Genomic DNA, 26,538 nt, shown 5'->3' on the forward strand with positions numbered 1-26,538 from the left:
CCTAGACCTGCGCTCCGAGCTTGAAACCAGCGCGGTCCCCTTCGGGGGATCCGTCCTTGCGGGTGTAGGAGAAGCCGTCGGCGCCGACGGTGACGGCCATCTCGGACTTTTCCTCGCGTTCGATGACGGGCTGCGGGTTGCCGTCGAGGTCCAGGACCAGGGAGGCTTCGGTGTACCAGGACGGGACCACGGGGTTGCCCCACCAGTCGCGGCGCTGGTTGTCGTGGACGTCCCAGGTGATGGTGGGGTTGTCGGGGTCGCCGGTGTAGTAGTCCTGGGTGTAGATCTCGATGCGGTGCCCGTCCGGGTCCAGGATGTAGAGGTAGAAGGCGTTGGACACGCCGTGCCGGCCGGGGCCGCGTTCGATCCGGTCGCTGATGCGCAGGGCGCCCATCTTGTCGCAGATCTGGATGATGTTGTGCTTTTCGTGGGTGGCGAACGCGATGTGGTGCATGCGCGGGCCGTTCCCGCCGGTGAGGGCTGTGTCGTGCACTGTCTGCTTGCGGTGCATCCACGCGGCGTACGTGACGCCGTCGGAGTCCTTGATGTCCTCCGAAACCCGGAAGCCCAGGTCCTCCAGGTACTTACGGCCACGCGGGACGTCCGGGGTGACCTGGTTGAAGTGGTCCAGGCGGACCAGTTCACCGGCGGAGTAGAGGTCGTAGCGCTGGGTGAGGCGCTCCACGTGCTGCACGTTGTAAAAGAATTCGTAGGGGAAGCCCAGTGGGTCCTCAACACGGACGGAGTCTCCGATGCCCTTGGTAAAGCCCCCGATCCGGCGCTCCACTCGGCAGCCCAACTCGCGGTAGTAGGCTTCGGCGGCGTCCACCTCGGCGGGGGACTTCACCCGGTACGCGAACGCGGCGACGGCGGCGATGGGGCCCTTGCGCAGCACCAGATTGTGGTGGATGAACTCCTCCAGCGAGCGCAGGTAGATCGCGCTGTCGTCTTCTTCGGTGACGTGCAGGCCCAGGACGTCCACGTAGAACTCACGGGACTTTGCGAGGTCGGTGACCACAATTTCCATGTAGGCGCAGCGGACGATGTCCGGGGCCGGGACGGTTGGAGTGGGGATTGGGCCGGTGAAGGGGTTGGTCATGATGGTCTCTCTCTTCTTCGAAAGGGTTTGAAAAAGTACACCTGCGGCACGCCGGCGGGGTGCCGGACCTTAGCCCTCGTTGGCGGCGGATGCTTCGATGCTGCCGAACTTGGGGGTGTGGACCGTACCGAGCGTGATGTGCACGGCCTGCTGGTCGGTGTAGAAATCGATGGAGCGGTAGCCGCCCTCGTGGCCCAGGCCGGAGGCCTTGACCCCGCCGAACGGGGTCCGGAGGTCACGGACGTTATGGCTGTTCAGCCACACCATCCCCGCTTCGACGTTCTGGGCGAAGTTGTGCGCCCGTGTCAGGTTCTGGGTCCAGATGTACGCGGCCAGGCCGTACTTGGTGTTGTTCGCCAGGGCGAGGGCCTCGTAGTCGTTCTCGAACGGGGTGATGGCCACGACGGGTCCGAAAATTTCCTCCTGGAAGATCCGGGCGTCAGGTGCGACGTCGGCAAATACGGTGGGTGCGATGTAGTTGCCCTCCGGGAGGTGGTCGGGTCGGCCGCCGCCAGCGAGAAGCCGGCCTTCGGACTTGCCGATCTCCACGTAGGACGCCACCTTGTCGTAGTGTTCCGGGTGGACCAGGGCGCCGACTTCGGTCTTCGGATCGTGCGGGTCGCCCACCACGATGCTCTTGGCCCGGGCGGCGTACTTTTCGCAGAACTCGTCATAGACGGCACGTTCCACCAGGATGCGGGAGCCGGCGGTGCAGCGCTCGCCGTTGAGGGAAAAGACCCCAAACAGGGCCGAATCGATCGCGGCGTCCAGGTCGGCGTCCGCGAACACGACGCAGGGGGACTTTCCGCCGAGCTCCATGGACAGGCCTTTGAGGTTGGTGGCGGCGTTGCGGAAGATCGTCTGGCCGGTGGTGGTCTCGCCGGTGAAGGAAATGAGCGGCACATCCGGGTGCTTCACCAAGGCATCGCCGGCTTCCTCGCCCAGGCCGTTAACCAGGTTGAAGACCCCGTCCGGCAGGCCGGCGTCCTTGAAGATGGTCGCCCAAAGGGAGGCTGAGAGCGGGGTGAACTCGGCCGGCTTGAGGACCACTGTGTTGCCGGTGGCCAGGGCCGGTGCGAGCTTCCAGGACTCCAGCATGAACGGGGTGTTCCACGGGGTGATCAGGCCAGCGACGCCGATCGGTTTGCGGTTCACGTAGTTGATCTGCGAGCCGGGGACCTTCATGGCGTCATCGAACTGGGCCACAATCAGGTCCGCGAAGAACCGGAAGTTTTCGGCGGCGCGCAGGGCCTGGCCCTTGGCCTGGGTGATGGGCAGGCCAGTGTCGAAGGTCTCCAGTTCGGCGAGCCGCGCTTCCTGGGCCTCGACAGCGTCAGCAATCCTGTTCAGGACGCGGGCGCGTTCGCGTGGCTTCATCTTCGGCCACGGGCCGTTGACAAAGGCTTCACGTGCAGCGGCGACGGCAAGGTCAATGTCCTCCTTCTGTCCAGCCGCGGCGGTGGCGTAGTTCCGGTTGGATACCGGATCAAGCACATCGAAAGTCTTGCCCCCCACGGAGTCAACAAATTTGCCAGCAATGTAGTGCTGGATGTGGGTGGGAAGGTCCTGCGGCACGTAATGCGTGGCGGCCTGTTCTGCAGTGAACGTCATTGTTGTTTCCTTACTGCTCGGGTGCTGCTGGGGGAGTTCAGAGGTTCCTGGCCTGCCGGAGGTAGGCGTCCAGGGTGGCGGAGCGGTGCAGGCGGGCGGCCTTTTCAATCTGGTCCGCGTCAGCCCCGGTTTCAATTAGCTTTAGCAGGTTCTCGTGTTCCTCGACGGAGTCGCGGGCGCGGCCGGGAACGAAGCGGAACGTGGAGGAGCGGAGCGCTGCAAGCCGGTTCCAGCCGCGGTGGACCAGGTCCAGGATGTGCGGGTTGGGGCAGTGCTCGAACAGGACACTGTGGAATTCCTGGTTGAGCTGGGTGAACCGGACGGGATCAAAGTGGGCCAGGCATTCGCGCATCTCCTCGTTCAGACTGCGGGCCCGTGCAATTGCCACCGAATCGATCAGGGGAGCGGACAGCGCCGTGGCTGCACCTTCCACGATGCTGAGGGTCTGCATGGTGTAGAGGTATTCGGTGGGATCAATCCCGGCAACGGTGGCGCCCACGTTGCGTTCGAACATCACCAGGCCCTCAGCTTCGAGCCGGCGGATGGCTTCCCGGACCGGCACCACACTGACGCCGAGGTCCTTGGCAATGCTGCCGAGGACCAGGCGGTAGCCGGGGGTGTAGGCGCCTTCGACGATGCGGCCCTTGACTGCCTGGTAAGCCTGCTCGGATTTACTGCCGGGAGCCGCGGCGGGCAGTTCGGTGAGGGCTGTCTCAGTCATTTTCCTTGCCTGCTTCCCATTCCTTGTACTTGGCCTGCCATTCCGCGTTCATGGGGTAGAGGCCGTCCACGCTGTTGCCTTCCCTGACCATCTCGAAGATGAAGGTTTCTTCCTTTTCCTGCTGGATGCAGTCCTCCACCAGTTCCTCCGCGATGGCCGGCGGGATCACCAGGATGCCGTCGGCGTCAGCCACGATGATGTCACCGGGCTGGACGGTCGCACCGCCGCAGGCGATGGTAATGTCCGTATCCCACGGAATGTGGCGGCGGCCCAGCACGGCAGGATGCGGGTTGGCGAAGTACGTGGGCATCTCCAGCCCGGCCACAGCGGTGTAGTCGCGGACGCCGCCGTCGGTGATGATGCCCGCGGCGCCACGCACCTGGGCGCGCAGGGCCAGGATGTCCCCGACGGTTCCGGTGCCCTTTTCGCCGCGGGCTTCCATGACCAGGATCTCGCCCTCGTTCACGGAGTCGATGGCGCGTTTTTGGGCGTTGAACCCGCCGCCATGGGTTTTGAACAGGTCCTCGCGGTTGGGCACGTAGCGCAGGGTCCGGGCCAGGCCCACCACCCGGCGGTCCGGGCGCGTGGCCTGCAGGCCGTCGATGCTGACGTTGTTCAGGCCGCGCTTGCGCATCTGGGAGGAGAGGGTGGCGGTGGCGACAGACTCGAGCTTGGCCTTCAGTTCCGGGGAGAGGAAAGGTGCGACGGCGGCACTTGCCTGGGCGGGAAGCCCGGCTGCTTCGCGGGAACCGTAGGCTTCCTCCCGCTGCAGGTCATCAACCTTGGGCCGGGCACCAAAGTCCGCGAACGGCGTCGTGCCTTCCTCCACGGTGGTGGTCAGCCGGCCCGTGGTGAGGTCGCCAGCGGAAACCTCAACTTCCAGGACATCCCCCGGCTTGGCGACGGAGGCGCCTGCCGGGGTGCCGGTGAGGATGATGTCCCCCTCCTCGAGCGTTAGCAGCTGGGACAGGTCCGCCACCAGGCGGGCGAACGGGAAGAGCAGGTCCGCCGTGGTGTCGTCCTGGACGAGGTTCCCGTTATGCCAGGTGCGGATGCGCAGGTTGGCGGGGTCGACGGCGTCTGCCGGGATCAGTGCCGGACCCACCGGGGTGAACCCGTCACCGCCCTTGGATCGGAGGTTGGAGCCCTTGTCCGCGTAGCGCAGGTCGTAGACGCCGAGGTCGTTGCTGGCCGTCACGGCCGCAATATGGCTCCAGGCGTCCTCAATCCCGACCCTGCGGGCGGCCTTGCCGATGACCAGCGCAATCTCGCCTTCGTAGCCCAGAAGTTCGCAGCCTGCGGGACGTTCGACCACGCTGCCGCTCACCGCAAGGGAGCTGGAGGGCTTGAGGAAGTAGGAGGGCTGCGCCGGCGTGCGTCCCCGCTGGGCAGCCCGGCTGGGGTAATTGATGTGCACCGCGACCACCTTGCGCGCTGACGCCAGCATGTCCTCATTGACCTGCTCCAAGAGCACTCTCCTTCGGGTATGAAATCGTATACGATCACTATCCTGCTGCCGCTGCGGTAGGTCAACCCCCCCTGCTCCCGGTGCCTTCTAGCTGCTCTTGTAGTGCCTGTCACAGGTGGCGTACAGTGTTGAGCCGAAGCAGTGCTTTCTGATATGGAAACCAAAATTCTATTATCGAACACGAGCGTTAATTCGATAGCCACACAATGAAGTGAGGAACCCGTGCAGTTTCACCACCACGGCTACGTCTCTGGAGACCCGCGGGTAATGCTCGCAGCCGGCGTCGGCCTCAACCGACCCGAGGATCTGCCGGCGGAAGTGGACGTTCTCATCGTTGGAACCGGACCGGCGGGGATGCTTGCGGCCGCACAGCTCTCCATGTTTCCGAATGTCACCACCCGCATCATCGAGCGGCGCCCAGCGCGGCTCGTGATCGGCCAGGCCGACGGCATCCAGGCGCGCTCCGTCGAGACCTTCCAGGCCTTCGGCTTTGCGGAGCGGATTGCTGCCGAGGCCTACCGCATCACGGAGATGGCGTTCTGGAAGCCGGACCCCGCAGACCGCAGCCGCATCATCCGCACCGCCCGGACGGTGGATGACCCCACCGGCATCAGCGAATTTCCGCACCTGATCGTCAACCAGGCCCGCGTGCTGGACTACTTCGCCGAGTTTGCCGCCAACTCGCCGTCCCGCCTCAAGCCCGACTACGGCTACGAGTTCCAGAGCCTGGAGGTCGCGGATGGCGGCGAGTACCCGGTCACCGTGAGGCTGCTCCACACCACCGGTCCCGAAGAAGGGCAGGAACGCATTGTCCGCGCCAAGTACGTGGTGGGGGCCGACGGCGCCCGGAGCAAGGTGCGCCAGGCGATCGGCTGCATCCTCGCCGGGGACCAGGCCAACCACGCCTGGGGAGTGATGGACACCCTCGCCGTTACCGACTTTCCGGACATCCGCACCAAGTGTGCAATCCAGGGCGAAAAAGGCAGCATCCTCCTGATTCCACGGGAAGGCGGACACCTGTTCCGCATGTACGTGGACCTGGGCGAGGTGGATCCGGCCACCCACCACGCGGTGCGGAACACCAGCATCGAGCAGATCATCCAGAAGGCCAACGAGATCATCCACCCCTACACGCTCGACGTCCGGAATGTCGCGTGGCACAGCGTCTACGAGGTGGGCCACCGGCTCACGGACAGGTTCGACGACGTCCTGCCGCAGGACCGCGGCACCCGCACCCCCCGCGTCTTCATCACCGGCGACGCCTGCCACACCCACAGCGCCAAGGCCGGCCAGGGCATGAACGTCTCCATGCAGGACGGTTTCAACATCGCCTGGAAGCTTGGGCACGTCCTGGAGGGCCGCAGCCCCGAAAGCCTGCTGTCCACCTATTCGGAGGAGCGCCAGGTTGTGGCAAAGAACCTGATCGACTTCGACAAGGAATGGTCATCCATGATGGCCAAGAAACCCGAAGAGTTCGAGCACCCCTCGGACCTTGAGGATTTCTATGTCCGGACCGCCGAGTTCCCCGCCGGGTTCATGACGCAGTACGCCCAGTCCCTGATTGTCGGCAGCTCCGACCACCAGAACCTCGCCACGGGCTTCCCTGTCGGCAAACGCTTCAAGTCCGCTCCCGCCGTGCGGGTCGCGGACACCAACCCCATCCACCTCGGCCACCACGCGACGGCCGACGGCCGCTGGCGGATCTATGTTTTCGCGGACCCGTCGCTTCCGGGGACCGGCTCAGCCACGGACAAGCTCGGCGAATGGCTCGCGGCCTCGCCGGAATCGCCGCTGGCCGCGACGCCGTCGGACGCAGATCCCGATGCGTGGTTCGACGTGAAGGTGGTCTACCAGCAGCCGCACACCGAGCTGGACATCAACGCGGTTCCGGCGGTCTTCAAGCCGCAGGTGGGCCCGTTCAAGCTCACCGACTATGAAAAGGTCTACGGTACGGACCCTGGAGCGGACATCTTTGAACTCCGCGGACTGGACCGCCAGGGAGTTGTGGTGGTGGTGCGACCGGACCAGTACGTGGCGAACGTCCTGCCGCTGACCGCCACTGCGGAGCTGGGCAGGTTTTTTGCGCCGCTGCTGAAACCACGACGCGCCGCAGGTCAGCCGCTGACCGTCTGACCTGTCCTGTACTCCGCGGCCGAGTACACGCCGAGAATCCGCACCTCGGTGGTGAAAAAGTCCAGTTCCTCGAGGGCCAGCTGCAGCGGCAGGTCCTCGGGGTGGCCCTCGACGTCGGCCATGAACATGGTGGCGGCGAACTCGTTGCCCACCATGTAGCTCTCCAGCCGGGTCATGTTCACGCCGTTGGTGGCGAAACCGCCCAGCGCCTTGTACAGCGCGGAGGGGACGTTGCGGACGCGGAACACAAAGCTGGTGACCGCCGGTCCGGGAAGTTCAGCCCGGGCCGGCAGTTCCTTTTCCCTGGCCAGGACCACGAAGCGCGTGGTGTTGGAAGGGTCGTCCTCGACCCGTGACGCGAGCACGTCCAGGCCGTAGATCTGCGCGGCGAGCGGGGGTGCGAGGGAGAGCTTGCGCGGGTCGTTCCATTCCGCCACTTCACGCGCGGACCCGGCGGTGTCACCAGCGATGACTGGCTTGAGGCCGTGTTCGCGGATGAGCCTGCGGCACTGGCCCAGGGCGTGGATGTGGCTGTGCACCTCGGTGGCGTCCTCGATGGTGCTGCCCGGGATGCCCAGCAGGTCGAAGTGGATGGGCAGGAAGAACTCGCCAACGATCTGCAGGTTGGACTGCGGCAGCAGGATGTGGATGTCAGCCACCCGGCCGGCGATCGAGTTCTCGATGGGGATCATGGCCAGGTCAGCCTCGCCGCTGGCCACCAGTTCGAACGCGTCCTCAAAGCTCGCGCACGGCACGCTTTCCAGGTCCGGGAACATCTGCTTGCACGCGATATTGGAGTTGGCGCCGGGCTCACCCTGGTACGCAATCTTGGAGGCCATGATCCGTATCGTTTCACGCCCCGCCCCCGGGGACCGAATCAGTACCGGGGAGTGACGCGCAGCCAGACGTATTGCCGGGGGAGGAGGGTGACCCCGTCGTCCAGCTGCAGCTTCGCTTCGGAGAGAATGTCGACGGCGGCGGGCAGGAATCCACCAAAGGTTTCCGCCGGCAGGGTCTGCGGCGAGTCGCTGAAGTTGGCGAGGGCCAGGACCCTCGTTTCGCCGCCGGTGGCTGCGCTGGCAGGGCGCTGGTAAGCCAGGACACCGGAGTTGTGGGTATCGAAAGGGATCAGGGTGCTGCCGGCGAGTTCAGGGGCGGCGGAACGGACCGTGATCATCCGCTGCAGCCCTGCGTAGATGGCTCCTTCCGGGGTGGAAGGGTCCGTGCGCCGGGCGTACTGCTCCTCCGGGAAGCGCGGCCGGTGCACCCAGCGGCTGTCATCCTCGTGGCCTGGCTCCCGTGCATAGCTGTAGTCGTTGACCTGGCCTACCTCGTCGCCCAGGTACAGGAGCGGAATGCCGCCGGTGCTGAACGGCACCGAATGGGCCAGGAGGATCCGCTCCACCGCCTCAGCCGGGTCGACCTCCATTCCGCACAGGGACGCCGTCGTGCCTGAAATCCTGCAGTCGCCGGTCTTCGGGTTGTCCTGGAAGGGGACGCCGCGGGCAAAGCTGCCGGGGAACCGGTTGACGTAGAAGGAGTTCAGGAAGCGGCGGTGGTCAAAGCCGTTGATGCCCAGCTCTGCGGCGTCCTCGTCGGCGAAGGTCCAGCCAATGTCATCATGGCTGCGCACGTAGTTCACCCACGCGGTTCCTGCGGGAATGTTGTGCCGCCGCTCCAGGGCCTGCGCTAGGAGCCAGACGTCGCGGGTGGCCAGGGACTCCCAAATCAGCGCCATCTGCAGCGGGTTGTAGGAAAGCTGGCACTCGGCAGGGTCAATGTAGAGGGCCACCTCGTCCGGGTGCACGATCGCCTCTGACTTGAACAGCAGCGACGGCGCCGCCAGCCGGGTTACGGCGTTAAAGGCCCGGAGCAGCGTGTGGGCCTCTGGCAGGTTCTCGCAGGACGTGCCCAGCTGCTTCCAGATGAAGGCGACGGCGTCCATGCGCAGGATGTCCACGCCTTGGTTGGCAAGGAACAGCATCTCGCCGGCCATGGCGCGGAAGACGTCCGGGTTGGAGTAGTTCAGGTCCCATTGGTAGGTGTGGAAGGTGGCCCAGACCCAGCGTCCGTCTTCCATCTGGATGAAGGAGCCCGGATGGTTTTCGGGGAAAATCTCGCGGACGTTCTGCTCGAAGGCGTCCGGCATGGTCCGGTCCGGGAAGATCCAGTAGTAGTCGCTGTACTCTGGGTCCCCTGCGGCTGCCTTGCGCGCCCACTCGTGCTCGTCGGAGGTGTGGTTGAAGATGAAATCGACCACCAGGCTGATCCCATTGCTCTTCAGCTCGGCAGCCAGGGACTGCAGCTGCGCCATGGTGCCCAGCTTGGGGTTGACCTGGCGGTAGCTGGAGACGGCGTACCCACCGTCCGAATGCGGCTCGGGCGCCAGGAACAGCGGCATCAGGTGCAGGTAGGTAAGGCCAAGCTCCTTGAAGTACGGGATGCGCTCCCGCACGCCCGCAAGGCTCTCCGCGTACCTGTCCACGTAACAGACGCCGCCCAGCATCCTGTTTGACTGGAACCAGTTGCTGTTGCTTTCCCGTTCCGCGTCCAGCGCCTTCAGTTCCGCGGGCCGCTCCTGCCAGGACCGGGCGGACTGGACAACCAGCGCTGCGAGCTGGTCCATCCAGTCCGGCCGTGAGCCGTACAGGGACCCGAACAGGTGTGAAAGCGCCGGGAAATGCCGTTCCAGGCGGTGGTCGAACGCCGGATCCTGGAGCAGGCCGTTGGCCCGTTCCCGGAACAGTGCCGCCTGCACTCGCTCCAGCGGTGTTTCATCCACCCTGACGGATTCCTGCATGCCCACGCCCCCCTTCCACCTCCACCGGAACCTCCGACGGCACAGTTGCTATGGAAGTATCGCACGTCACATGGGAGTGCCTGGCCCGTCGCCGTCATCTTCGGTCGTGAGGAGCAGCGTGGTGCCCTGATAGGCAGGCAGGTCCAGGAAGAAGCTGTGCAGGTCATCCACGTGCCCCACCGGCTCCCCGCTGAACAGGTCCTGGACGTCTGCTCCCGGCGGAAGGTGGGTGGACTGGATGCTGCCCGAAATGTCCTGGCCGGAGAAGTTCAGCACTGTCACTGCCAGCGCTCCGTCTCCCAGTTCGATGACCAGGACGAGCAGTCCGCGGTGCGAAACTTCCGGCACGTCGAGCAGCTTGCCAGTGGCAATCCCGTTTTCCTCGCGTACAGCCAGAATCTTCTGGAGCCTCCGGGCGAAGGAATTCTCATCCTGGAGCTGCTCGGGGAGGGGTCCGTAAAGGCTGTGTGCACGTGGCATCCCGGCGGAGGACGTTGTGGCATCCGGGCTGATGCCCATGATGTCGTGCGCGCCGCGGTTGATCCACCGGGTGTCACCCTGGGCGATAAGCTCCTCGACGCTGCTGCGGTCCAGCACCGTGATGCCGGCCAGGTCCCAGCCGGAAAGCGCGAAGACGCCCGGCTGCAGCGCGTTGTACATCGACAGGAGGATGTGGACATCCAACACCTGCGATTCCTGTTCAGGGGTAATGGCCGCTGGATCCTGGATCCCCAGTGCAGCCATGATGAAACTGACCGAGGTACAGGCGATGCCGTTGGTGGTGAACAGGGAGTTGTAGGGAGCATTCGGGCCGGTTAGCCGTTCCCGCATGGTCTGCTGGACGTGTTCGGCGACCTGCGCACCCGTCAGTTCCTGCCCGTTCAGTTCGAACATCTCGTCCCGGTGCCCCGCGGCAAAGTGCATGAGCTCGTACGTCAGTTCGTCATGGTTCTGCAGTGCATGGACCAGTGCGGCCTGGTCAACGCCGATCTCCATGGACAGGCGGAGAGTCAGCCGGAGGAACTCGGTGTCAGCGGTCACCAGTGCGTAGTGGTAGGCGGGACGGGTGATGAAGTCGTAGGAAAGGTCCGGGCCTGATTCCGAGGTGGCCTTGATGTCGTCGATGGTGAGGTTGAGCTCCTGAAAGGAGAATCCACCCACCTTGCGGATCATGGAGCCGATGAGCTGGTTGGCGGCTTGGGACAGGGGGTGTCCTTCTGACCAACCGGGCTGCTCTTCGGCGCTCTTTTCGACGCCAAGGAAGCCGTTGGCGTCGAGCCGGAGCGCTCCGGTGCCGAGGTCAACCAGCGAGTGCAGGGCATCGCCCACCACCAGCCGCATTCCGGCAAAGGTGGGGTCCAGCCAGTTGATGGACGGCTGGCCGGCCTTAAAGTAATGGAGGTAGACCCAGCGCCGCGTCTTTCCGGTGGTGTCGACTACCGGGCGGGTTGCGCTCCAGTTGGTTTCCTTGACGCCGGGCTCATAGAAGATCACCCGCTGCAGCCGGCCGATGATGTACCCGGCTTTCTGGAGCGACTGTTCTGACTCCGGACTCAGGTTCACCGAGTCCTGCCCTTCGGGGACGTCCGGCAGCAGGTGCCAGTCCTCCTCGGGGATGTCCACCATGTGGTAGATGCCGGGGTAGTCCCGGAAGTTCATCTCGGCCAGGCGGAAGTCCGCTCCCTTGCCGGTGTGGCCGGGAACGATGTCGTCGATGATCGTTCCGCCGTGGTCCGCGGCCACCTGGCACATGCTGCGGAACTCGTCCTCGTCACCGAAGACCGGATCGATTGCCATGCTGATCCTGTCGAAGTGGCCGTCCACGCTCGGCGTCTGCAGCCAGCCGCTGATGCCTCCTGCCAGCTTGACAGGCCCGGTATGGATTGCCCTGATGCCGATCTCCCGGAAGGCGTCCCACATGTCCTGGTCGCCCAGGGCAGCGAGGAAGGACTGGCCGGGCTTGGTGATGAAGGACAGCGGATAGGCGGTGAACCAGACCGGAGCCTTCTCGACGGCGGCCCTCGGGTTGGGGTGCGCGTACGCGTTCTGCCACATGCTGGCCTGCCCGGAAAGCTGCCGGGCAAGGACGTTGGCGTCCCCGAGCATGGCCTGGTTCCGCAGCCATTCGACGTACGCCGCATTCCGGCCGTCGAACTCGAACGATGGCCGGGTGGCAAGGTACTGACGCCGGCGGGCGACCGGCCTCAGGGCTTTCGGGCGGGCCGGATAAAACTGCTCGTCGTAACTGAGGTCCGGGTCCACTGCGGATTCGGTCGCAGCCTGCTCTTCCTCTTCGCTGTTGCCAGCCAGGGCATCCGCTCCAAGAATTCCCTCGCCCGTCATCGATTCGCTCATCTGTTCCTCTCCGAAGGTTGCTTCCGTGATCGGGAACAATGTCCCGGGACACCTCGCGTACTCTTCACCGTACCCCGGTCCACCCCGACTATTCGCGGGGTGTCCGTTTTCGCAGCCCGGGTCCCGGGCCAGGCAGCAGCTAACGGGCAGCTTTTCGGGCGGCAGAACCGGCAGGGGCGGCACCGGCCCGCCCTGGAGCGTCTTTACGACTGGCGAGGATGCGGGCCAGGACAAAGAGCGAAGCCAGGAAGGCTGCTGCCGGCCATGCCGCGGCGGGAGTGCCGGGCCATGCACCCGCGAGGCCCAGGAAGGCAGGAAGGGTGGCGCTCGCCTGGCTGGTCAGCACCAGCGCCCAGCCGATGAACGGGTCCAGGCGGCCCAGGCCCAGTGCCATGGACAGGAAGAACATTCCCCACAATACGGCCCAGCACAGCCAGAGGACTGCCAGCAGGGGGTCGGTTCCCAGCCAGGTGCCGGTAAGCAGCAGGCCCACAAGAGCCACCATGCCGCAGAACCATCCCAGCCCCCGGGAGCCGAGGCCCAGCAGCACATCCAGCCCCACATAGACGTAAGTCAGGCCGAAGAGGAACATCCCGACGGCGGTCAGCAGCGACAGCTGAGCCCCTCCCGCTGAGGACAGGTAGGAGAGGGCAAGCACGAGCTGGACGGATCCGACCACCAGGCTGAAGACAGCCGCGTCCCGGCGGGGGAGGAGCCCGAGGGTGGCCAGTCCGTTGATGAGCAGGGCGCCGCCGGAGAGAAGCAGGCACACGTACGGCATCAGCCGGCCACCGCGAGGCATGCGCGCGTCCATGGGCTTTTCGCTTCCTGGAATTCAGATGTCACATTATGGATACTAGGGCATCCCGGTTCCAAGGGTTGAGTGAATGGCGGTCTTAATGGGTAGGTTGAAAACCTAAGTGCGAACGGCTGCGATTCTTTGCCGTCCACATCACACAGGGGTGAGGAGAGTTCATGGATGCACGGCTGGAAGCCATCAGGGATACCGTCCTGGCCCGAAACCCGGGTGAGTCGGAGTTCCACCAGGCAGTAGTGGAAGTCTTCGAAAGCCTGGGACCGGTTCACGACAGGCATCCCGAGTTTCTCGAAGCAGCCATCCTGGAGCGGCTCTGCGAGCCCGAGCGGCAGATCATCTTCCGCGTTCCGTGGACGGACGATGAGGGCCGGGTCCAAATCAACCGCGGCTTCCGCGTGGAATTCAACTCCGCGCTGGGCCCCTACAAGGGCGGCCTGCGGTTCCACCCCTCGGTGTACCTGGGCATCGTCAAATTCCTGGGCTTTGAGCAGATCTTCAAGAACGCCCTCACCGGCATGCCCATCGGCGGAGGCAAGGGCGGCTCGGATTTTGACCCCCGCGGCCGCAGCGATGCGGAAGTGATGCGATTCTGCCAGTCCTTTATGACAGAGCTGTACCGGCACATCGGCGAATACACCGACGTTCCCGCCGGGGACATCGGGGTGGGCGGACGCGAAATCGGCTTCCTCTTCGGACAGTACAAGCGCATCACCAACCGCTACGAATCCGGTGTCCTGACCGGGAAGGGCATTTCCTGGGGCGGTTCACTGGTCCGGCCCGAAGCCACGGGCTTCGGCACAGTGATCTTCACGGAGGAGATGCTGAAGACCCGCGGAACGTCCTTCGACGGTCAGCGCGTGGTGGTCTCGGGCTCCGGCAATGTGGCCATCAACGCAATCGCCAAGGCGCAGGCCCTCGGCGCCATGGTCGTGGCCTGCTCGGACTCCTCCGGCTACGTGGTGGATGAGGCGGGGATCGACGTCGCGCTTCTTCGCGAGGTGAAGGAAGTGGAGCGCGGCCGCCTGAAGGACTATGCGGCCCGCCGTCCGGGCGTTTCCTATGTGGACAGCGGCTCCGTGTGGGACGTCGACGCCACAGTGGCGTTGCCCTGCGCCACGCAAAACGAGCTCGACGGCGATGCTGCCGCCCGCCTGGTGCGTGGCGGGCTCCTTGCCGTCGGCGAAGGTGCCAACATGCCGTCCACGCGCGACGCCGTCTCGGTTTTCCAGGAGGCCGGCGTACTGTTCGGTCCCGGCAAGGCCGCCAACGCGGGTGGAGTGGCGACGTCGGCGCTGGAGATGCAGCAGAATGCCAGCCGCGACTCGTGGTCCTTTGAACACACGGAAGAGCGGCTGAGCGAGATCATGGTAGGGATTCACCACCGGTGCGCGGCCACCGCCGACGAATACGGGGACCCTGGGAACTACGTCCTGGGCGCCAATATCGGCGGCTTCGTCAAGGTGGCTGATGCCATGCTAGCGCAGGGCCTCATCTAGGGCAGCAAGTTACCGCGCTTCCCGGACAGCCTCCGCTGTTGTCCGGGAAGCTATGGTGATATCAGCGACGCGTTTTAGCCGTGGATGCAGATGGTCGGCGCCGTCCACCACACCCTTCTGCCACCACAGTTTCAGGCCCTCGGGCACCACTTCCAGGCAGGCCAGGTTGTTGTCGAACCAGGGGCCTTTGATGCCCTTCCAATGGAACGGCGGCTCCTGGACTTTGGCCGAACGGGCTATCGCCGCGCCGATGGGGGCGGCCAGGCTGTAGGACATCAGGGCGCCGAAGGACCTCAGGAGCCTCGGCAGGGGATTGCGGATCGGGGAGCAGACGGCCTGGATGATGCGGCTGCCTGAGGTCCGCTGCACCTCTGAGACATAGGAAAAGTGGACGTCACCGGACAGGAACGTGATGGTGTCCGGTGCAGGCCCCCGTGCACCGTCTGCTATTTCCGCCACCATGCCCGCCACCCGCCGGAAGCTTCCCTGGAACGCAGCCCAATGCTCCAGGTCGGCTGCCTGGCGCAGATTTTCGCCCACCCGGGCGCCGAATTTTCCCCACGCGCCTTCGGACACCGCCTCGTCCCACGACTCCAGATGGTGCAGGCCCATCGGCAGCAGGAAAGGCAGGGACGTGGCCACCAGCAGGTGCCGGAAGCCGCCCTGCATCCTGGCGTCCAGCCATCCCATCTCTGCGTCGTCCAGCAGTGCACGCCGGTCCGGCGCCAGGTTCCGCGCGGCACGGGAATCGACCACGACCAGCCTGGTGTCGCCATAGTCCCGGCAGTAGCTCCAGCGGTAGGCTTCGGGGTCCCGGTCTGCCCGGAGGGCGAAACTGTCCAGCTCGGCGCTGAGGTCCGGCTCGTTCCCGTCCAAGTGTGCAGCGGCTTTCTGCCAAAGCGGATCCACCGCCCGCTCCTGCGGCGAGAGGTTTCCCAGGTGCTGGTACACCCAATAGGAGGCCAGTCCCGCCATGATCCGCCCCTGCCACCATGTTTTGCCCTTAATGGCTTCCCGCCAGCTCCGCGACGCGTTCCAGTCGTCCCGGATGTCATGGTCGTCGAAGATCATGGCACTGGGCAGGGTGGAGAGCAGCCACCGGTTGGCCGGATCGGACCAGGCCAGGTAGTACAGGTGCGCGTATTCCTCGTAGTCCTGGAGTTCCTCACCCGGCGGCGCTTTGATGTCACGGCGTGCCTTGATGAACTCCTGCATCTGCTTACTGGTGGAATCGGCATAGACCTGGTCCCCTAGAAACGCCACCAGGTCCGGCCATGGTTCTGTTCCACCGGACGCCATCTCCAGGGCATAGGCACGCAGCGAGTCCACGCCGTGGCTCCGGTTACCCGACGCGTCGTGCGGAACGCTGGTGCGGCAGGAGCCATAGGCCAAGCGCAGCGGCTTGCCTGGTTTGAGGGTGGCAATCACCGGCGGCGGGAAGCCAGCCCCGGACTCGGGCCACACCTGGACCCCATTGACCGCCACAGTGTACGGCGTTACCGTTCCGGGCTTGAGCCCGTCCACCGCCACCAGGGCGTAATGATGGCCGTGGACCGCGAAGGTGCGGGCTTCCCAATCCCTTCCCGCCGCGCTGACGGCAACCCGGGCATCGTCCCGGGTTTCCACCCAAATACTGGCGGAAGTCTCATCCACGTACCGCATCAAAGGACCGAGAACCAGCGCGTGGGTAATCATCTCTCAGTTGTACCCGCCTGGGCCCTGCACCGCCATGGGGACTGCAGCTGCGGTCCCCGCTCCTAGCCCTGGTCGAACCAGCCCCGCGACGGGTTGGTCACCTCCGGGGCCGAACGCTGCAGCCCGGGCTGGGCTGCCCACTTCACGCCGTTGGAGAGCACCCGCTGGATCTGCGGGTGGTGGTACACCGGGTACTCCTGGTCGCCGGGGCTGAAGTAAAAGATCCGGCCCTTGCCCCGGGTGAACGTGACGCCGGAACGGAACACTTCGCCGCCAGCGAAGGAGCTGATAAAAATGAGGTCGTCCGGGTCCGGGATGTCGAACAGTTCGCCGTACATCTCCTGCTCGGGGATGACGATCGGGCTGTCCACTCCCTCAGCGATCGGGTGCGAGGGCTTCACCGTCCACACGAGCTCGCGCTCGCCGTCGTTCCGCCATGCCAGCGAGCAGCTGGTGCCCAGCAACTTGGTGAACACCTTGGCGAAGTGTCCAGAGTGGAGCACGATCAGCCCCATGCCGCCCAGCACGTGCCGGTGGACGCGTTCGACGACGGCGTCACTCACCTCGTGATGGGCCATGTGCCCCCACCAGAGCAGGACGTCAGTCTCCGCGAGCACCTCCTCGTCAAGCCCGTGCTCATCGTCCGTAGCGAGGACCGCCGTCGTGATTTCCGCCTCCGGGCAGTAGGAGCGGAGCCCGGCAGCGATGGCGCCGTGGATGCCGTCCGGGTAGATTTCGCCGATGTGGGACGGCTCGTTGATGGCCTCGTGGACGCCCTCGTTCCAGACGCGGATTCTCAGCTTGTCGTTCATTAGAGACGAACCTCCCTCTGCTCCAGCGCGGACTGGTAGCAAGCATCGATGATCTGTGCACGGTACAGCGCCAGGGAGCCGTCGTGTTCACCCCAGACTCCCTCGCCGCCCCGCACTGCCGTGATGAAGTCTTCCACGACTGCATCGTGGGCGCGGCCCGGCAGGACCGGCGGTACGTAGTCGGCGGATTCGCCGTCCTTGTCTGTGAACACCCGGAGCTGGCCAACGGGCGGGAAGGGTGCGCCCTGCACCTTGAGCTCGGCGCCGCCGTCGGTGCCGTATACCGTGAAATCCAGGAGATCGTCCGTTTCCCGGTAGGTGGCCCAGCTTGCCTCGATGAGCAGCGTGCCGCCGCCCTCAAGCCGGAGGAATGCCGATGCGAAGTCCTCTACTTCAAACGCGTGGCTCGAGGCCAGGGCAGAGTACGCGCTGCCGCCGCCGCGGCCCTGCGGGCCGAGTTCTGAATGCGTGGCGGCGGATACGGCCACCACCTTCGGTTCTCCCAAAAGGTGCAGGGCGTAGTCCAGTGCGTGTACCCCAATGTCCGCCAGCGGACCGCCCCCGGCCAGTTCCGGGTTGGTGAACCAGCTTCCGATCGTGGGGATGCCGGAGCGGCGCAGCCAGGATGCCTTGGCGTAGTACGGCCGGCCCAGGCCGCCCTCGTCGATGACTTCCTTGAGGGCCTTGATGTCGCCGCGCCGGCGGTGGTTGAAGGCCACGTCCAGCACACGGCCTGCCTTGCGTGCGGCGTCCACCATGGCCTGGCCCTCGACCGCGTTGCGTGCGATGGGCTTCTCGCTGAGCACATGGATACCCCGCTCCAGGGCCGCAATGGTGATGGGGGCGTGGAGGAAGGTGGGTACTGCCACGCTGATCGCGTCCAGGTCACCGTGGTCCAGCATGTCTTTCCAGTCGGCAAAGGCGTTGGGAATGGAGTACTCAACCTGCAGCGAGTCCCGGAGTTCCTGCTCCATTCCAGCCAGCGACACTATCCTGACGCCGTCCAGGGCTGCGTAGGCCTTCAGGTGCTGCTGGCCTGCCCAGCCAATTCCGACGACGCCCACCCGCAATCCTGCCGGCACTCCTTTCGGGAGAGCGGCGGGCTGCGCGGACGACTGCTGCTCGTTATTCAAATGGTGCTTCCTTCTGATGCTGTAGACGCGGTGGAATCGATTCCAAAAAGTCTTTCAGCGAGTGCTGGCGCTGTCAACCCTTGCTTAGCCTTTGGTAGAGCCCCGCACTATGAGCTTGTGGGGGAGGAAGCTCCGCCCGCGGCGGTGCTCGCCCCGTTCTGTCATCCGCGCCAGGAGCGCATCAAAGGCCACCCGGCCCATTTCATAGGCCGGCTGGCGGATGGTGGTCAGTTCCGGAACGCACATTTCAGCCTGGATGGAATCGTCAAAACCGGCAACTGCGATATCCTCCGGGACCCGCAGCCCGGCATCGGTGACTTCCCGGACGCACCCGGCGGCCACGGTATCACTGCCGCAGAAGATGGCATCGGGCAGCGGCGCCCGGCTCAACAGCTCACGCGTGAGCCGGCGCCCGGCGTGGAAGTCGAACTCGCCCTCAGCGAACAACAGCTGTGTTGGGGACAGGTCCGCCTCGGCGAGAGCCCTGCGGAATCCTTCTTCACGCAAACTTCCGGAGCGGGCGGCCCGGTTGCCGATCATCGCCAATCGCCGGCTGCCGGTGGAAATGAGATGCCGGGTGATGTCCAAGGCAGCTTGCCGGTCATCGATGGACACTCCGAACGCGGACTCTGATTCTGCAATCTCACAGAGCTGCACAACGCTCAGCTGGCCGGCAAGTGCCTCGATGTCCGCATCCGCCATTGCCGGGGAGAACATCACCAGTCCGTCCACCGAGCCGTTGCGCAGCATGTTCACCAGTTGTTGCTCCCGCTCAAGGTCACCGGAAGTGGGGGCGATGAGGCTGACATAGCCGGACACAGCCGCTGCGTCCCCGAATCCCCGGAAGGCCTCGCTGATGATGGGGGAGTTGAGGTTCTTCGCCAGGGCAAGGATGCGCATGGTCCGGTCCCGACGCAGATCGCGGGCGGAGGCGAGCGGGCGGTAGTTGAGCTTGCGGATGGCCCCGGCCACCTTTGCCTTGCTCGCCGCGCTGACAGCCGGGCTTCCGTTCAAAACCCGGGAAACAGTGCCCACAGAGACGCCTGCCGTCTTGGCGACGTCCTGGACTGTCGCTCGCGCCATGTGCCGCCTCCTTCCGGGGCCGGTGAAGTAGGTCCCCGCTGCCTGTCACCTCCCGGTGCTGTCACGGGTTTTCCCCAGCTTAGCCGCACGCAGGACGTGTGAAGCCGCCGGCGCAGGGCCCCACCAGTTCGCAAAAGGCAGTCCCGCTTCTCCACCTCCTGCAACCCACCTGCTGCTGCGCCGTCTGGGACGTCTGAAACTCACGTGTGAATGACTGAAACGACCATTTAACGCAGCCGAAACCCACCCAAAGATGCCCGCCATACAGTTGGAACCAGACGGCAATAGCCGCCCTCCGCTGAACGTGGAATCGAGCCGCGTCCCTCCTCCGGAGCGGCTCTGACGGCAAGTTACCGTTCTCTCTTCGCGTCACGAAAGGGGTTCCCATGGATTCGGGACATGTCGCTTGGATTTTGACCAGCGCGGCGCTGGTCTGCATGATGATCCCCGCCCTGGCCCTGTTTTACGGGGGCATGGTGGGGTCCCGCCGCATTCTGAACATGATGATGATGTGCTTTGGCGGCGCCAGCCTGGTGGCCGTGCTCTGGGCGCTGTTTGGGTACTCGCTGGCGTTCGGCAACTCCGTGGGCGGGCTGGGGCTGATCGGTGACGTCACTGAGTTCCCCGGCATGAACCAGTTGCTGGCCGCGGATGAGGAGGCGTCCATCCCGGTCATCCTGTTCGCTGCCTTCCAGCTGTTCTTTGCCTGCGTCACCACTGCGTTGGTGGCTGGCGCGGCCGCCGGGCGGATGAAGTTCGGCGCCTGGATGCTTTTCGCCGGCATCTGGGCCACCATCGTCTACTTCCCCATCGCGCACTGGGTGTTCGCCTTCTCCTCGGCGGACGGCAGCACCGTTGGCGGCTGGATCGCCAACGGGATCAAGGCCATTGACTTCGCGGGCGGCACGGCTGTGCACATGAACGCCGGCGCAGCAGCCCTGGCCCTGGCCCTGGTTTTGGGCAAGAGCTCGGGCTGGCCCAAGGTGGAACACGCCAAGCCGCACAGCCGGCCGCTGGTGCTGATCGGGGCCGGCCTGCTCTGGGTGGGCTGGTTCGGCTTCAACGCCGGTTCCGCACTGTCCGCCGGCCACTCGGCGTCGGTGGTGTTCCTCAACACCGCAGTAGCTGCCTCGGCAGGCCTGCTGGCCTGGTCCATGGTGGAACGGCTCCGCCGCGGCGCGGCCAGCAGCATGGGTGCGGCCTCGGGCCTCATCTCGGCACTGGTTGCCATCACCCCGGCCTGCGGCTCGGTCAGCCCGCTGGGCGCCGTTGCCATCGGTGCGATCGCCGGCGCCGTCTGCTCGCTGGCTATCGAACTGAAGTTCCGCCTGGGCTTCGACGATTCGCTCGACGTCGTGGGCGTCCACCTGGTGGGCGGCATCCTGGGCACCCTGCTTATCGGACTCTTTGCCACCGATGCCGCCCCGAACGGAGTCAACGGACTCTTCTACGGCGGCGGGGTGGAACTGCTGGGCGTCCAGGCGCTGGCAACGGTCACGGTGCTGGTCTACTCGTTCGGCATCACCTGGATCCTGGCGAAGATCCTGGACCGGACCATCGGCCTGCGTATCGGACCGGAAGACGAGATGCGCGGCATCGACCTTGCTGCCCACTCCGAACTTGCCTACCTTACGGATGAGGATCCGGTGGAGCTGGGGTCGCCGCAGCGCGGCTAGCTTCAGGAAGTCCGGGGGTGCCCGGAGTACGAGTCAGGCAGAGGGCCAACCCTTGGACCGGTGCCGGCAGCAGCCGGCTTATAGTTCCAGGGGTTGGCCCATTGTCGTGCCTACTGTTCGGTGCAGACCAGGTTACCGTCGCGCACTTCCAAAGCAGCAGCCCGGACGTGGCTGAGGCGGACCTTCGGGTCCGGGTCCATGGTGTCAATGTCCTCGCCGCCCCAGTAGGGGTGGGTGAAGTAGACCAGCATGGCCTGTTCCGTGCCGTCCTCCCGCGTCCCCAAGGGAACCACGTCGGCGTGGCGTCCGACGACGGGCCTTCCGTTCACGAATTCGGGCTGGGTGAGGATGAGCCCGTCCAGGTGCTCCTGCCGGACCCAGTTGCCGGCCGCGTCCGGGGAGCGGTAGACCGCCTGGCCGCGCCATTCGTCCACGATCATCCACCAGGACCCTCCCAGCCGGAAAACTTTGGGTCCTTCATGGGGACGGCCGGGAATGGTGATGCCTTCCGGAGCCCACGACGACGGGTCCCGGGGTGTGTCGCTCACGGCACTGTACGTGTTGGAGCCGCGGGCTTCATCCTTGTACCAGAGCCGGTACCGGCCGTCCCCGCACAGCGAGACAGCGGCATCGATCACCCGGGGTGAATCGAGGTCGATTGAACCGAGATACTCCCACTGCACCAGGTCCTTGCTGGACAGTTGGACAATCGCGGCGCTGCCGGTCCAGTCCCTGCGCACCCCGCCCAGGACGGTCAGGTACATGATCCACTCGCCGCCGATCCTGACGACGTCGGGGGCCCAGAGAGTGGCCGGGAGTTCGGTTCCGGGCGGCACCAGTCCCTGGACGGTGCCCTGGTACCTCCAGTTGAGGCCGCCGTCGGAGGACCGGGCCATGCCGATGTCCGTGCCGTGCACCCACTCAACGCCGGACAGCCCGGGTGCGGTAGCCCGGCGTTGCGTATAGAACAAAACCCACTCGCCCGTGACGTGGTCCGGAACCAGGACGGGATCCGTGGGACCGTCCCAGACGGGATCGCGGTAGGGGACGGCGAAGGCATCCGGACGCAGGGGGTGCACGATTTCTCCAACGTTGTAGGTCAGGGGGCTTCCAGCTTATGCCACAGACCCTGACAGCCCGCTCTGGATACGGTGCCCGTGTTAGCCGTGCGTCTTTTGCTGCCCGCCGTGGCGGGCCCGATAGGCGTAAACCAGCAGGCCAATGCCGGCCAGGATCATGACGGCCAGGACAACGACGTCCGCGGCGATGAGCAGCGCTGCGGACTGGAGGGCGAACATGCTTCCCAGCACTGCGAGGATTGCGGCCGGTATCAGGGGCCATTTCATCCGGCCCGTCCCTGCGGCGGATTGCACGGGCACCAGGGAAAGCACGCCGAAGGTGGCAGCCAGGCCAAGGAACAGCACGGCCGCGGTGGGCATGCCCTGCACGTCCGCCGGCAGGGCCACCATGACTGCCAGCGTCAGCATCACTCCGCTTGGGATCAGGGCCACCAGTTGGCCGGTTCGCGCAGGTATACGGCCCCGAATCCGGCTGACAGGAACAGGAACAGGAAACCTGCGCCTGCCGCGCCTGCGGTGAGCTGGGCCGCGGTGACCACTGCCGCCACGCCCAGGAACACCGAGCCGGGGATAGCCGCCCACCAGTACTCCCGGCCCCGGAAGAAGAGGGACAGGAACACGGTCCCGATCGCGGTGAAGATCAGCACCGGCACATACGCCGCGCTCCCAAGTGCATCGAACAGGTTTAGCAGCAACAGCACGCCGACCGTTATCAGGGCAATGCCGGCGACGATGCTTGCGTTGGCTGATGTCACCTTCGCCTCCCGGAATCCACCAGGCGCCCCCGCCGCCCTGCTGGTTCCAGGTTATGGTCCCGCCCGCCACGGTTCATAGGGCACAAAGCCCCGCCTTCGCTGCCCGCGCGGGCAGCCGCATACCGCGCCTACTCCTTGAACAGCTCCGCCAGGTCGTCCGCCGTGATGGCGCCACCGGCCAGGGCGTCGCCCTCCATGACGTCGGAGAAGAGCTGGGACTTCCGGGCCTTCAATGCCATGACCTTTTCCTCGATGGTGTCCTTGGCCACCAGCCGGTAGACCATCACGTTGCGGGCCTGGCCGATCCTGTGGGTACGGTCCACGGCCTGCGCCTCGGAGGCCGGGTTCCACCAGGGATCCAGCAGGAACACGTAGTCGGCTTCGGTGAGGTTGAGCCCGAACCCGCCGGCCTTCAGCGAAATCAGGAACACCGGCGCGCTGCCATTCTTGAACCCGTTCACGACGTCGGCACGGTTGCGGGTGCCGCCGTCGAGGTAGCAGTACTCGATCTTTTCCTCGTCCAGCCGTTCCCGGACCTTGCCCAGGAAGCCGGTGAATTGGCTGAAGATCAGGGCGCGGTGTCCCTCGGCCACCAGGTCCTCGAGCTGTTCGAACAGCACGTCCAGCTTGCTGGAGCGGACAGCGGACATAGCCGGATCAATCAGCGAGGCATCCAGGCTGAGCTGCCGCAGCAGGGTCAGCGACTGGAAAATGGTGAAGCGGTTCTTGTTCACGTCCTCGATAAGGCCCAGGATCTTCTGCCGTTCGCGCTGCAGGTGGGTCTGGTACACCTTCTGGTGGCGCGGATTCAGCACCACTTCCAGGATCTGCTCCTGCTTGGGCGGCAGGTCCTTGATCACCTGGTCCTTGGTCCGGCGCATCATCAGGGGACGGACGCGACGGCGGAGCTTGTCGAGCTGCCCCTTGTCGCCGTTCTTCTCCACCGGCTTCTGGTAGTACTCAGCGAAGCGCTTGGGGCTCGAGAACAGGCCCGGCGCCACGATCGAGGTGAGCGCCCAGAACTCCATGAGGTTGTTTTCAAGGGGCGTGCCGGTGATGGCCAGCTTGAACGTTGCCGGCAGTTTGCGGGCGCACTGGTACGCCTTGGACTGGTGGTTTTTCACGAACTGCGCCTCGTCCAGCACCAGCCCGGACCAGGTTCGTGAGGCGTAGGATTCGTAGTCGATCCGGAACAGGGCGTACGACGTGACGATGATGTCGGCGCTGCCCAGCACCGCCAGCGGATCCTGCCCGCTCTTGGCGAAGGTCTCGCTGATGGCACGGACCTTCAGCCCGGGCGCGAAGCGCGCGGCCTCCGCTGCCCAGTTGCCCACCACGCTGGTGGGGGCTACCACCAAAAAGGGAGCACCGGCGTCGGACGCCGTTTGTTCCGTCCCCGCATCCGCAACCGCCGTGTCAGCGGCCGGTCCCGCGGCAGCAAGCGCAAGCTCCTTCGCCGCACACATCAGCGCCAGCGCCTGCACGGTCTTGCCCAGGCCCATGTCGTCCGCAAGGATGCCGCCCAGGCTGTGCTTGTAAAGGAAGGTGAGCCAGTTGAAGCCCTCCAGCTGGTACGGGCGGAGCTCGGCGTTGAGGGTGGCCGGGAGCGGCAGGCCGTCCACGCCACCCTCCAGCAGGCCGCCCACGGCCGATCGCCAGGCTGCCGCCTGCTCGTCCACGATCCCCAGCTGGGCCAGCTCATCCCACAGTCCGGCCTGGAAGCGGCTGATCTGCAGCGGCGCGTTCTTGTTGTCCTGCAGGGAGCGGGCCTCTTCGATCAGCGCACGCAGCTGGTGCAGCTCGGGAAGGTCCAGGGAGAAGTAGGCGCCGCTGGGCAACAGCATCTTGGTCTGCCCGGCGGCCAGCGCGGAGAAGACGGCGGCGAAGGAAACCGGCTGGCCCTCGAGCGAGATCTGGATGCCGAGGTCGAACCAGTCCCGCTGTTCCGTGGCTTTCGTGGAGATGGAGACCACGGGAGCCTCCTCGGCTTCGCGGTAGTCTGCGATGTCGCCCACGGTTTCCACCTCGACATCCCGGGCCTCGCGGAGCCGCGGCAGGACATCCTCGGTGAAGGCGAGCGTGTCCAGCCCCTTCAGCTCTGCGGAAGCGGCCAGCCGTGGAGTGCCCCAACCGTCCGTGGCGGATTCGCCGAGCGCCGAAACCACGTCCCAGGGCTGTCCGATGCCTTCCAGGATGCGGGCCTCGGCGGTGTCATCGCGGTAGCCGTGGTCACCGGGGTGCCGCCAGAGCGGCTGGGCCGTAACCAGGTTTCCGCTTTTGTAGTGCCACTCCCAGTGCAGCTGCACCCGGTGGTCCGCGCCGTAGTTTGCCAGCAGCGACAGCGTGGGGACAGCCAGTGCAGGCAGTTGCACTGACTCGTCCCGGGCCGTGACCCGGGCCGTCTGCTTCAGCTTCGGGTAGAAGCCGGTGAGGAAGCGCGATTCGTCCTTGGCCGGGATGTGCAGCGTGCTGCCGGCCGTCACGAAAGTCAGCAGCTCCTCGCTCAGTCCGCTTTCCAGCGGTGCGAGCGTGATGGCGCCGTCGGGGTCTGGAACGCCGGGCAACGCAGCCTCTCCGGTGGTGAAGAAGATGCCGTGCGCCGGGCGGCCGATGGTGCCAACCGCGGCCGGATCGATCTCCTCCCCCTCAACGGTGATGGTGGGCGAAAGCTCCAACCCGCCGTCGGAGGCTGGATCCTTTGGCGCTGTGCCCGGCTCCGCTGCCGGTTCACTGACGGGGGAGCCGTAGCGGCTCAGGTTAAGGCCGACGGCGGCCGGCGCCTCAGCCAGGCGCACGGGTTCGGTGCCGCGGGAGTGGACCAGGGCCAGGCCGATCTTGCGGGCGTCGACCAGCAGGCTCCAGAGGTTCTTGCCCGCGTACGAGTTCAGGCCCAGCCAGAGCCCGGAGGAGTTGTAGCTCCGGCCGGCAGACGTGGAATGGGCGGCCAGGAATTCCTGCATCCACTCCACATGGGCGGGATTGCATTCGCGCCGGAAGTTCAGGTAGCCCAGGGTGTTCCAGGAGACGTCGCCGCGGATCCACTTGCCCTTGGCGCCCATGATCACCGGCCGGGCCTTGAGCTGGCGGACGCTGCGCTGCGGATCGCGGCGGCCGGTGTAGGAGAAATGCGGGGCAGGCTCTTCGATCTCGAACTGCAAAGCCAGCGGGACGCCGCTGTTGGAAGGTGTGCCGCCCGGTTGGGAAATCAAGGGGCTGAGGGCCTGTTCCCAGTCGGACAGGGCGGCGCCGGAAGGGGTGCGGGCCAACTGGGCAGCGGTTGACGGCGTGAGCAGCTGGACGCGGACGGCAGGGTTGTCCTCCGCAGCGAACAGGAGGGCAGCGACGTGCTTGCAGTCCTTGCGCACGGGGCAGCTGCACACCCCCACGGTGCAGCTCCAGCCGCCGCCCTTGCGGACCAGCTTGGCGGTGGTGGAGTAGGGGACGTCCGCGCCGCCACGGACCTTGCCCAGCATGAGCCCGGTGGCGGCGTCGAAGGAAATGCCCGAGACCCGGCCGCCCATGGCGTACGCCAGCCCGGCCGCCAGGGAACGGTCGTTGATGGCGGGGGTCTGTATTGCCAGGTCCGTACTCTCGTCCGGTTGGGATGGAATGTGCGCGCTACTTTCAGCAGGCCGCGGCGGGCCGGGGCCGGTGGTTGGTTATCTGGTCCATCTTAGTTCGCCTTCGGGGGAGCGTGCCGCCGGCCCTCACTCCGGGGGAACCTCGCCGTACACCAAACTTCGCCGGACGTTCATATCCTCATCAACAACGTGCAGGTTCGGTCGCCGTAGCGTGAAAAGCGTTC

Annotated in this window: 19 protein-coding genes; 3 read left to right on the forward strand and 16 right to left on the reverse strand. The window is 65.6% G+C overall.

Going from position 1 to position 26,538, the window contains the following annotated elements; genetic code table 11:
- Position 1: 1 nt before the first annotated feature.
- The 4 genes from hpaD to FDW84_RS15765 all read right to left on the reverse strand — a co-directional run bounded on the left by hpaD (position 2) and on the right by FDW84_RS15765 (position 4,899).
- Positions 2-1,099 (reverse strand): 3,4-dihydroxyphenylacetate 2,3-dioxygenase, encoded by a 1,098-nt coding sequence (hpaD, locus tag FDW84_RS15750; protein ID WP_138610452.1) that lies wholly within the window; start codon positions 1,097-1,099, stop codon positions 2-4.
- 69 nt (positions 1,100-1,168) lie between these two features.
- Positions 1,169-2,710, reverse strand: a complete 1,542-nt coding sequence (hpaE, locus tag FDW84_RS15755; protein WP_138610453.1) for a 5-carboxymethyl-2-hydroxymuconate semialdehyde dehydrogenase — start codon at positions 2,708-2,710, stop codon at positions 1,169-1,171.
- 37 nt (positions 2,711-2,747) lie between these two features.
- Entirely contained in the window at positions 2,748-3,431 is a 684-nt protein-coding gene (locus FDW84_RS15760; RefSeq protein ID WP_138610454.1) for a GntR family transcriptional regulator, read from the reverse strand.
- Positions 3,424-4,899, reverse strand: a complete 1,476-nt coding sequence (locus tag FDW84_RS15765; RefSeq protein ID WP_138610455.1) for a fumarylacetoacetate hydrolase family protein — start codon at positions 4,897-4,899, stop codon at positions 3,424-3,426. Before FDW84_RS15765 ends, FDW84_RS15760 begins: the two co-directional genes overlap by 8 nt.
- Before the next feature lie 222 nt (positions 4,900-5,121).
- On the opposite strand from FDW84_RS15765, the gene FDW84_RS15770 reads away from it, so the two are divergent.
- The gene (locus tag FDW84_RS15770) at positions 5,122-7,032 is read left to right on the forward strand and encodes an FAD-binding monooxygenase (RefSeq protein ID WP_138610456.1); all 1,911 of its coding nucleotides are present in this window, start codon (positions 5,122-5,124) and stop codon (positions 7,030-7,032) included.
- On the opposite strand, the gene FDW84_RS15775 is transcribed toward FDW84_RS15770, so the two are convergent.
- The 4 genes from FDW84_RS15775 to FDW84_RS15790 form a co-directional block, all read right to left on the reverse strand.
- A complete protein-coding gene (locus FDW84_RS15775; RefSeq protein ID WP_138610457.1) occupies positions 7,014-7,871 on the reverse strand; it encodes a prephenate dehydratase in 858 nt (285 codons plus the stop codon). The two genes, FDW84_RS15770 and FDW84_RS15775, sit on opposite strands and share 19 nt — an antisense overlap.
- 38 nt (positions 7,872-7,909) lie before the next feature.
- Entirely contained in the window at positions 7,910-9,832 is a 1,923-nt protein-coding gene (locus tag FDW84_RS15780; RefSeq protein ID WP_138610458.1) for an amylosucrase, read from the reverse strand.
- A 66-nt stretch (positions 9,833-9,898) separates the two neighbouring features.
- Complete coding sequence (treS, locus tag FDW84_RS15785; protein WP_138610459.1) at positions 9,899-12,187, reverse strand: maltose alpha-D-glucosyltransferase; 2,289 nt, start codon at positions 12,185-12,187, stop codon at positions 9,899-9,901.
- Between the two features lie 139 nt (positions 12,188-12,326).
- Positions 12,327-13,001, reverse strand: a complete 675-nt coding sequence (locus tag FDW84_RS15790) for an AmiS/UreI family transporter (RefSeq protein WP_371419182.1) — start codon at positions 12,999-13,001, stop codon at positions 12,327-12,329.
- 161 nt (positions 13,002-13,162) lie between these two features.
- Between FDW84_RS15790 and gdhA the strand changes: the two genes are divergently transcribed.
- The gene (gdhA, locus tag FDW84_RS15795) at positions 13,163-14,500 is read left to right on the forward strand and encodes an NADP-specific glutamate dehydrogenase (protein WP_138610460.1); all 1,338 of its coding nucleotides are present in this window, start codon (positions 13,163-13,165) and stop codon (positions 14,498-14,500) included.
- Between the two features lie 9 nt (positions 14,501-14,509).
- Here the strand turns inward: gdhA and FDW84_RS15800 are convergent, their stop codons facing one another.
- The 4 genes from FDW84_RS15800 to FDW84_RS15815 all read right to left on the reverse strand — a co-directional run bounded on the left by FDW84_RS15800 (position 14,510) and on the right by FDW84_RS15815 (position 19,223).
- Positions 14,510-16,195 (reverse strand): alkaline phosphatase D family protein, encoded by a 1,686-nt coding sequence (locus FDW84_RS15800; RefSeq protein WP_138610461.1) that lies wholly within the window; start codon positions 16,193-16,195, stop codon positions 14,510-14,512.
- Positions 16,196-16,257: 62 nt separating this feature from the next.
- Positions 16,258-17,007 (reverse strand): ThuA domain-containing protein, encoded by a 750-nt coding sequence (locus FDW84_RS15805; RefSeq protein WP_138610462.1) that lies wholly within the window; start codon positions 17,005-17,007, stop codon positions 16,258-16,260.
- Entirely contained in the window at positions 17,007-18,089 is a 1,083-nt protein-coding gene (locus FDW84_RS15810) for a Gfo/Idh/MocA family protein (protein WP_138610532.1), read from the reverse strand. The genes FDW84_RS15805 and FDW84_RS15810 overlap by 1 nt, the downstream gene beginning before the upstream one ends.
- Positions 18,090-18,224: 135 nt before the next feature.
- The gene (locus tag FDW84_RS15815) at positions 18,225-19,223 is read right to left on the reverse strand and encodes a LacI family DNA-binding transcriptional regulator (RefSeq protein WP_138610463.1); all 999 of its coding nucleotides are present in this window, start codon (positions 19,221-19,223) and stop codon (positions 18,225-18,227) included.
- Positions 19,224-19,609: 386 nt separating this feature from the next.
- Here FDW84_RS15815 and FDW84_RS15820 point away from each other — a divergent pair, with 386 nt between their 5' ends.
- Complete coding sequence (locus FDW84_RS15820) at positions 19,610-20,899, forward strand: ammonium transporter (RefSeq protein ID WP_138610464.1); 1,290 nt, start codon at positions 19,610-19,612, stop codon at positions 20,897-20,899.
- Positions 20,900-21,009: 110 nt separating this feature from the next.
- On the opposite strand, the gene FDW84_RS15825 is transcribed toward FDW84_RS15820, so the two are convergent.
- The 4 genes from FDW84_RS15825 to FDW84_RS15835 all read right to left on the reverse strand — a co-directional run bounded on the left by FDW84_RS15825 (position 21,010) and on the right by FDW84_RS15835 (position 26,344).
- A complete protein-coding gene (locus tag FDW84_RS15825) occupies positions 21,010-21,978 on the reverse strand; it encodes a glycoside hydrolase family protein (RefSeq protein ID WP_138610465.1) in 969 nt (322 codons plus the stop codon).
- A gap of 81 nt (positions 21,979-22,059) precedes the next feature.
- Positions 22,060-22,410 (reverse strand): hypothetical protein, encoded by a 351-nt coding sequence (locus FDW84_RS19795; RefSeq protein WP_240721556.1) that lies wholly within the window; start codon positions 22,408-22,410, stop codon positions 22,060-22,062.
- Complete coding sequence (locus FDW84_RS19800; protein WP_240721557.1) at positions 22,401-22,733, reverse strand: hypothetical protein; 333 nt, start codon at positions 22,731-22,733, stop codon at positions 22,401-22,403. Before FDW84_RS19800 ends, FDW84_RS19795 begins: the two co-directional genes overlap by 10 nt.
- Positions 22,734-22,861: 128 nt before the next feature.
- Positions 22,862-26,344, reverse strand: a complete 3,483-nt coding sequence (locus FDW84_RS15835; protein ID WP_138610466.1) for a DEAD/DEAH box helicase — start codon at positions 26,342-26,344, stop codon at positions 22,862-22,864.
- Positions 26,345-26,538 lie beyond the last annotated feature (194 nt).

This window comes from Pseudarthrobacter sp. NamE5, assembly GCF_005796225.1.
In the GTDB taxonomy this organism is placed as follows: Bacteria; Actinomycetota; Actinomycetes; order Actinomycetales; family Micrococcaceae; genus Arthrobacter.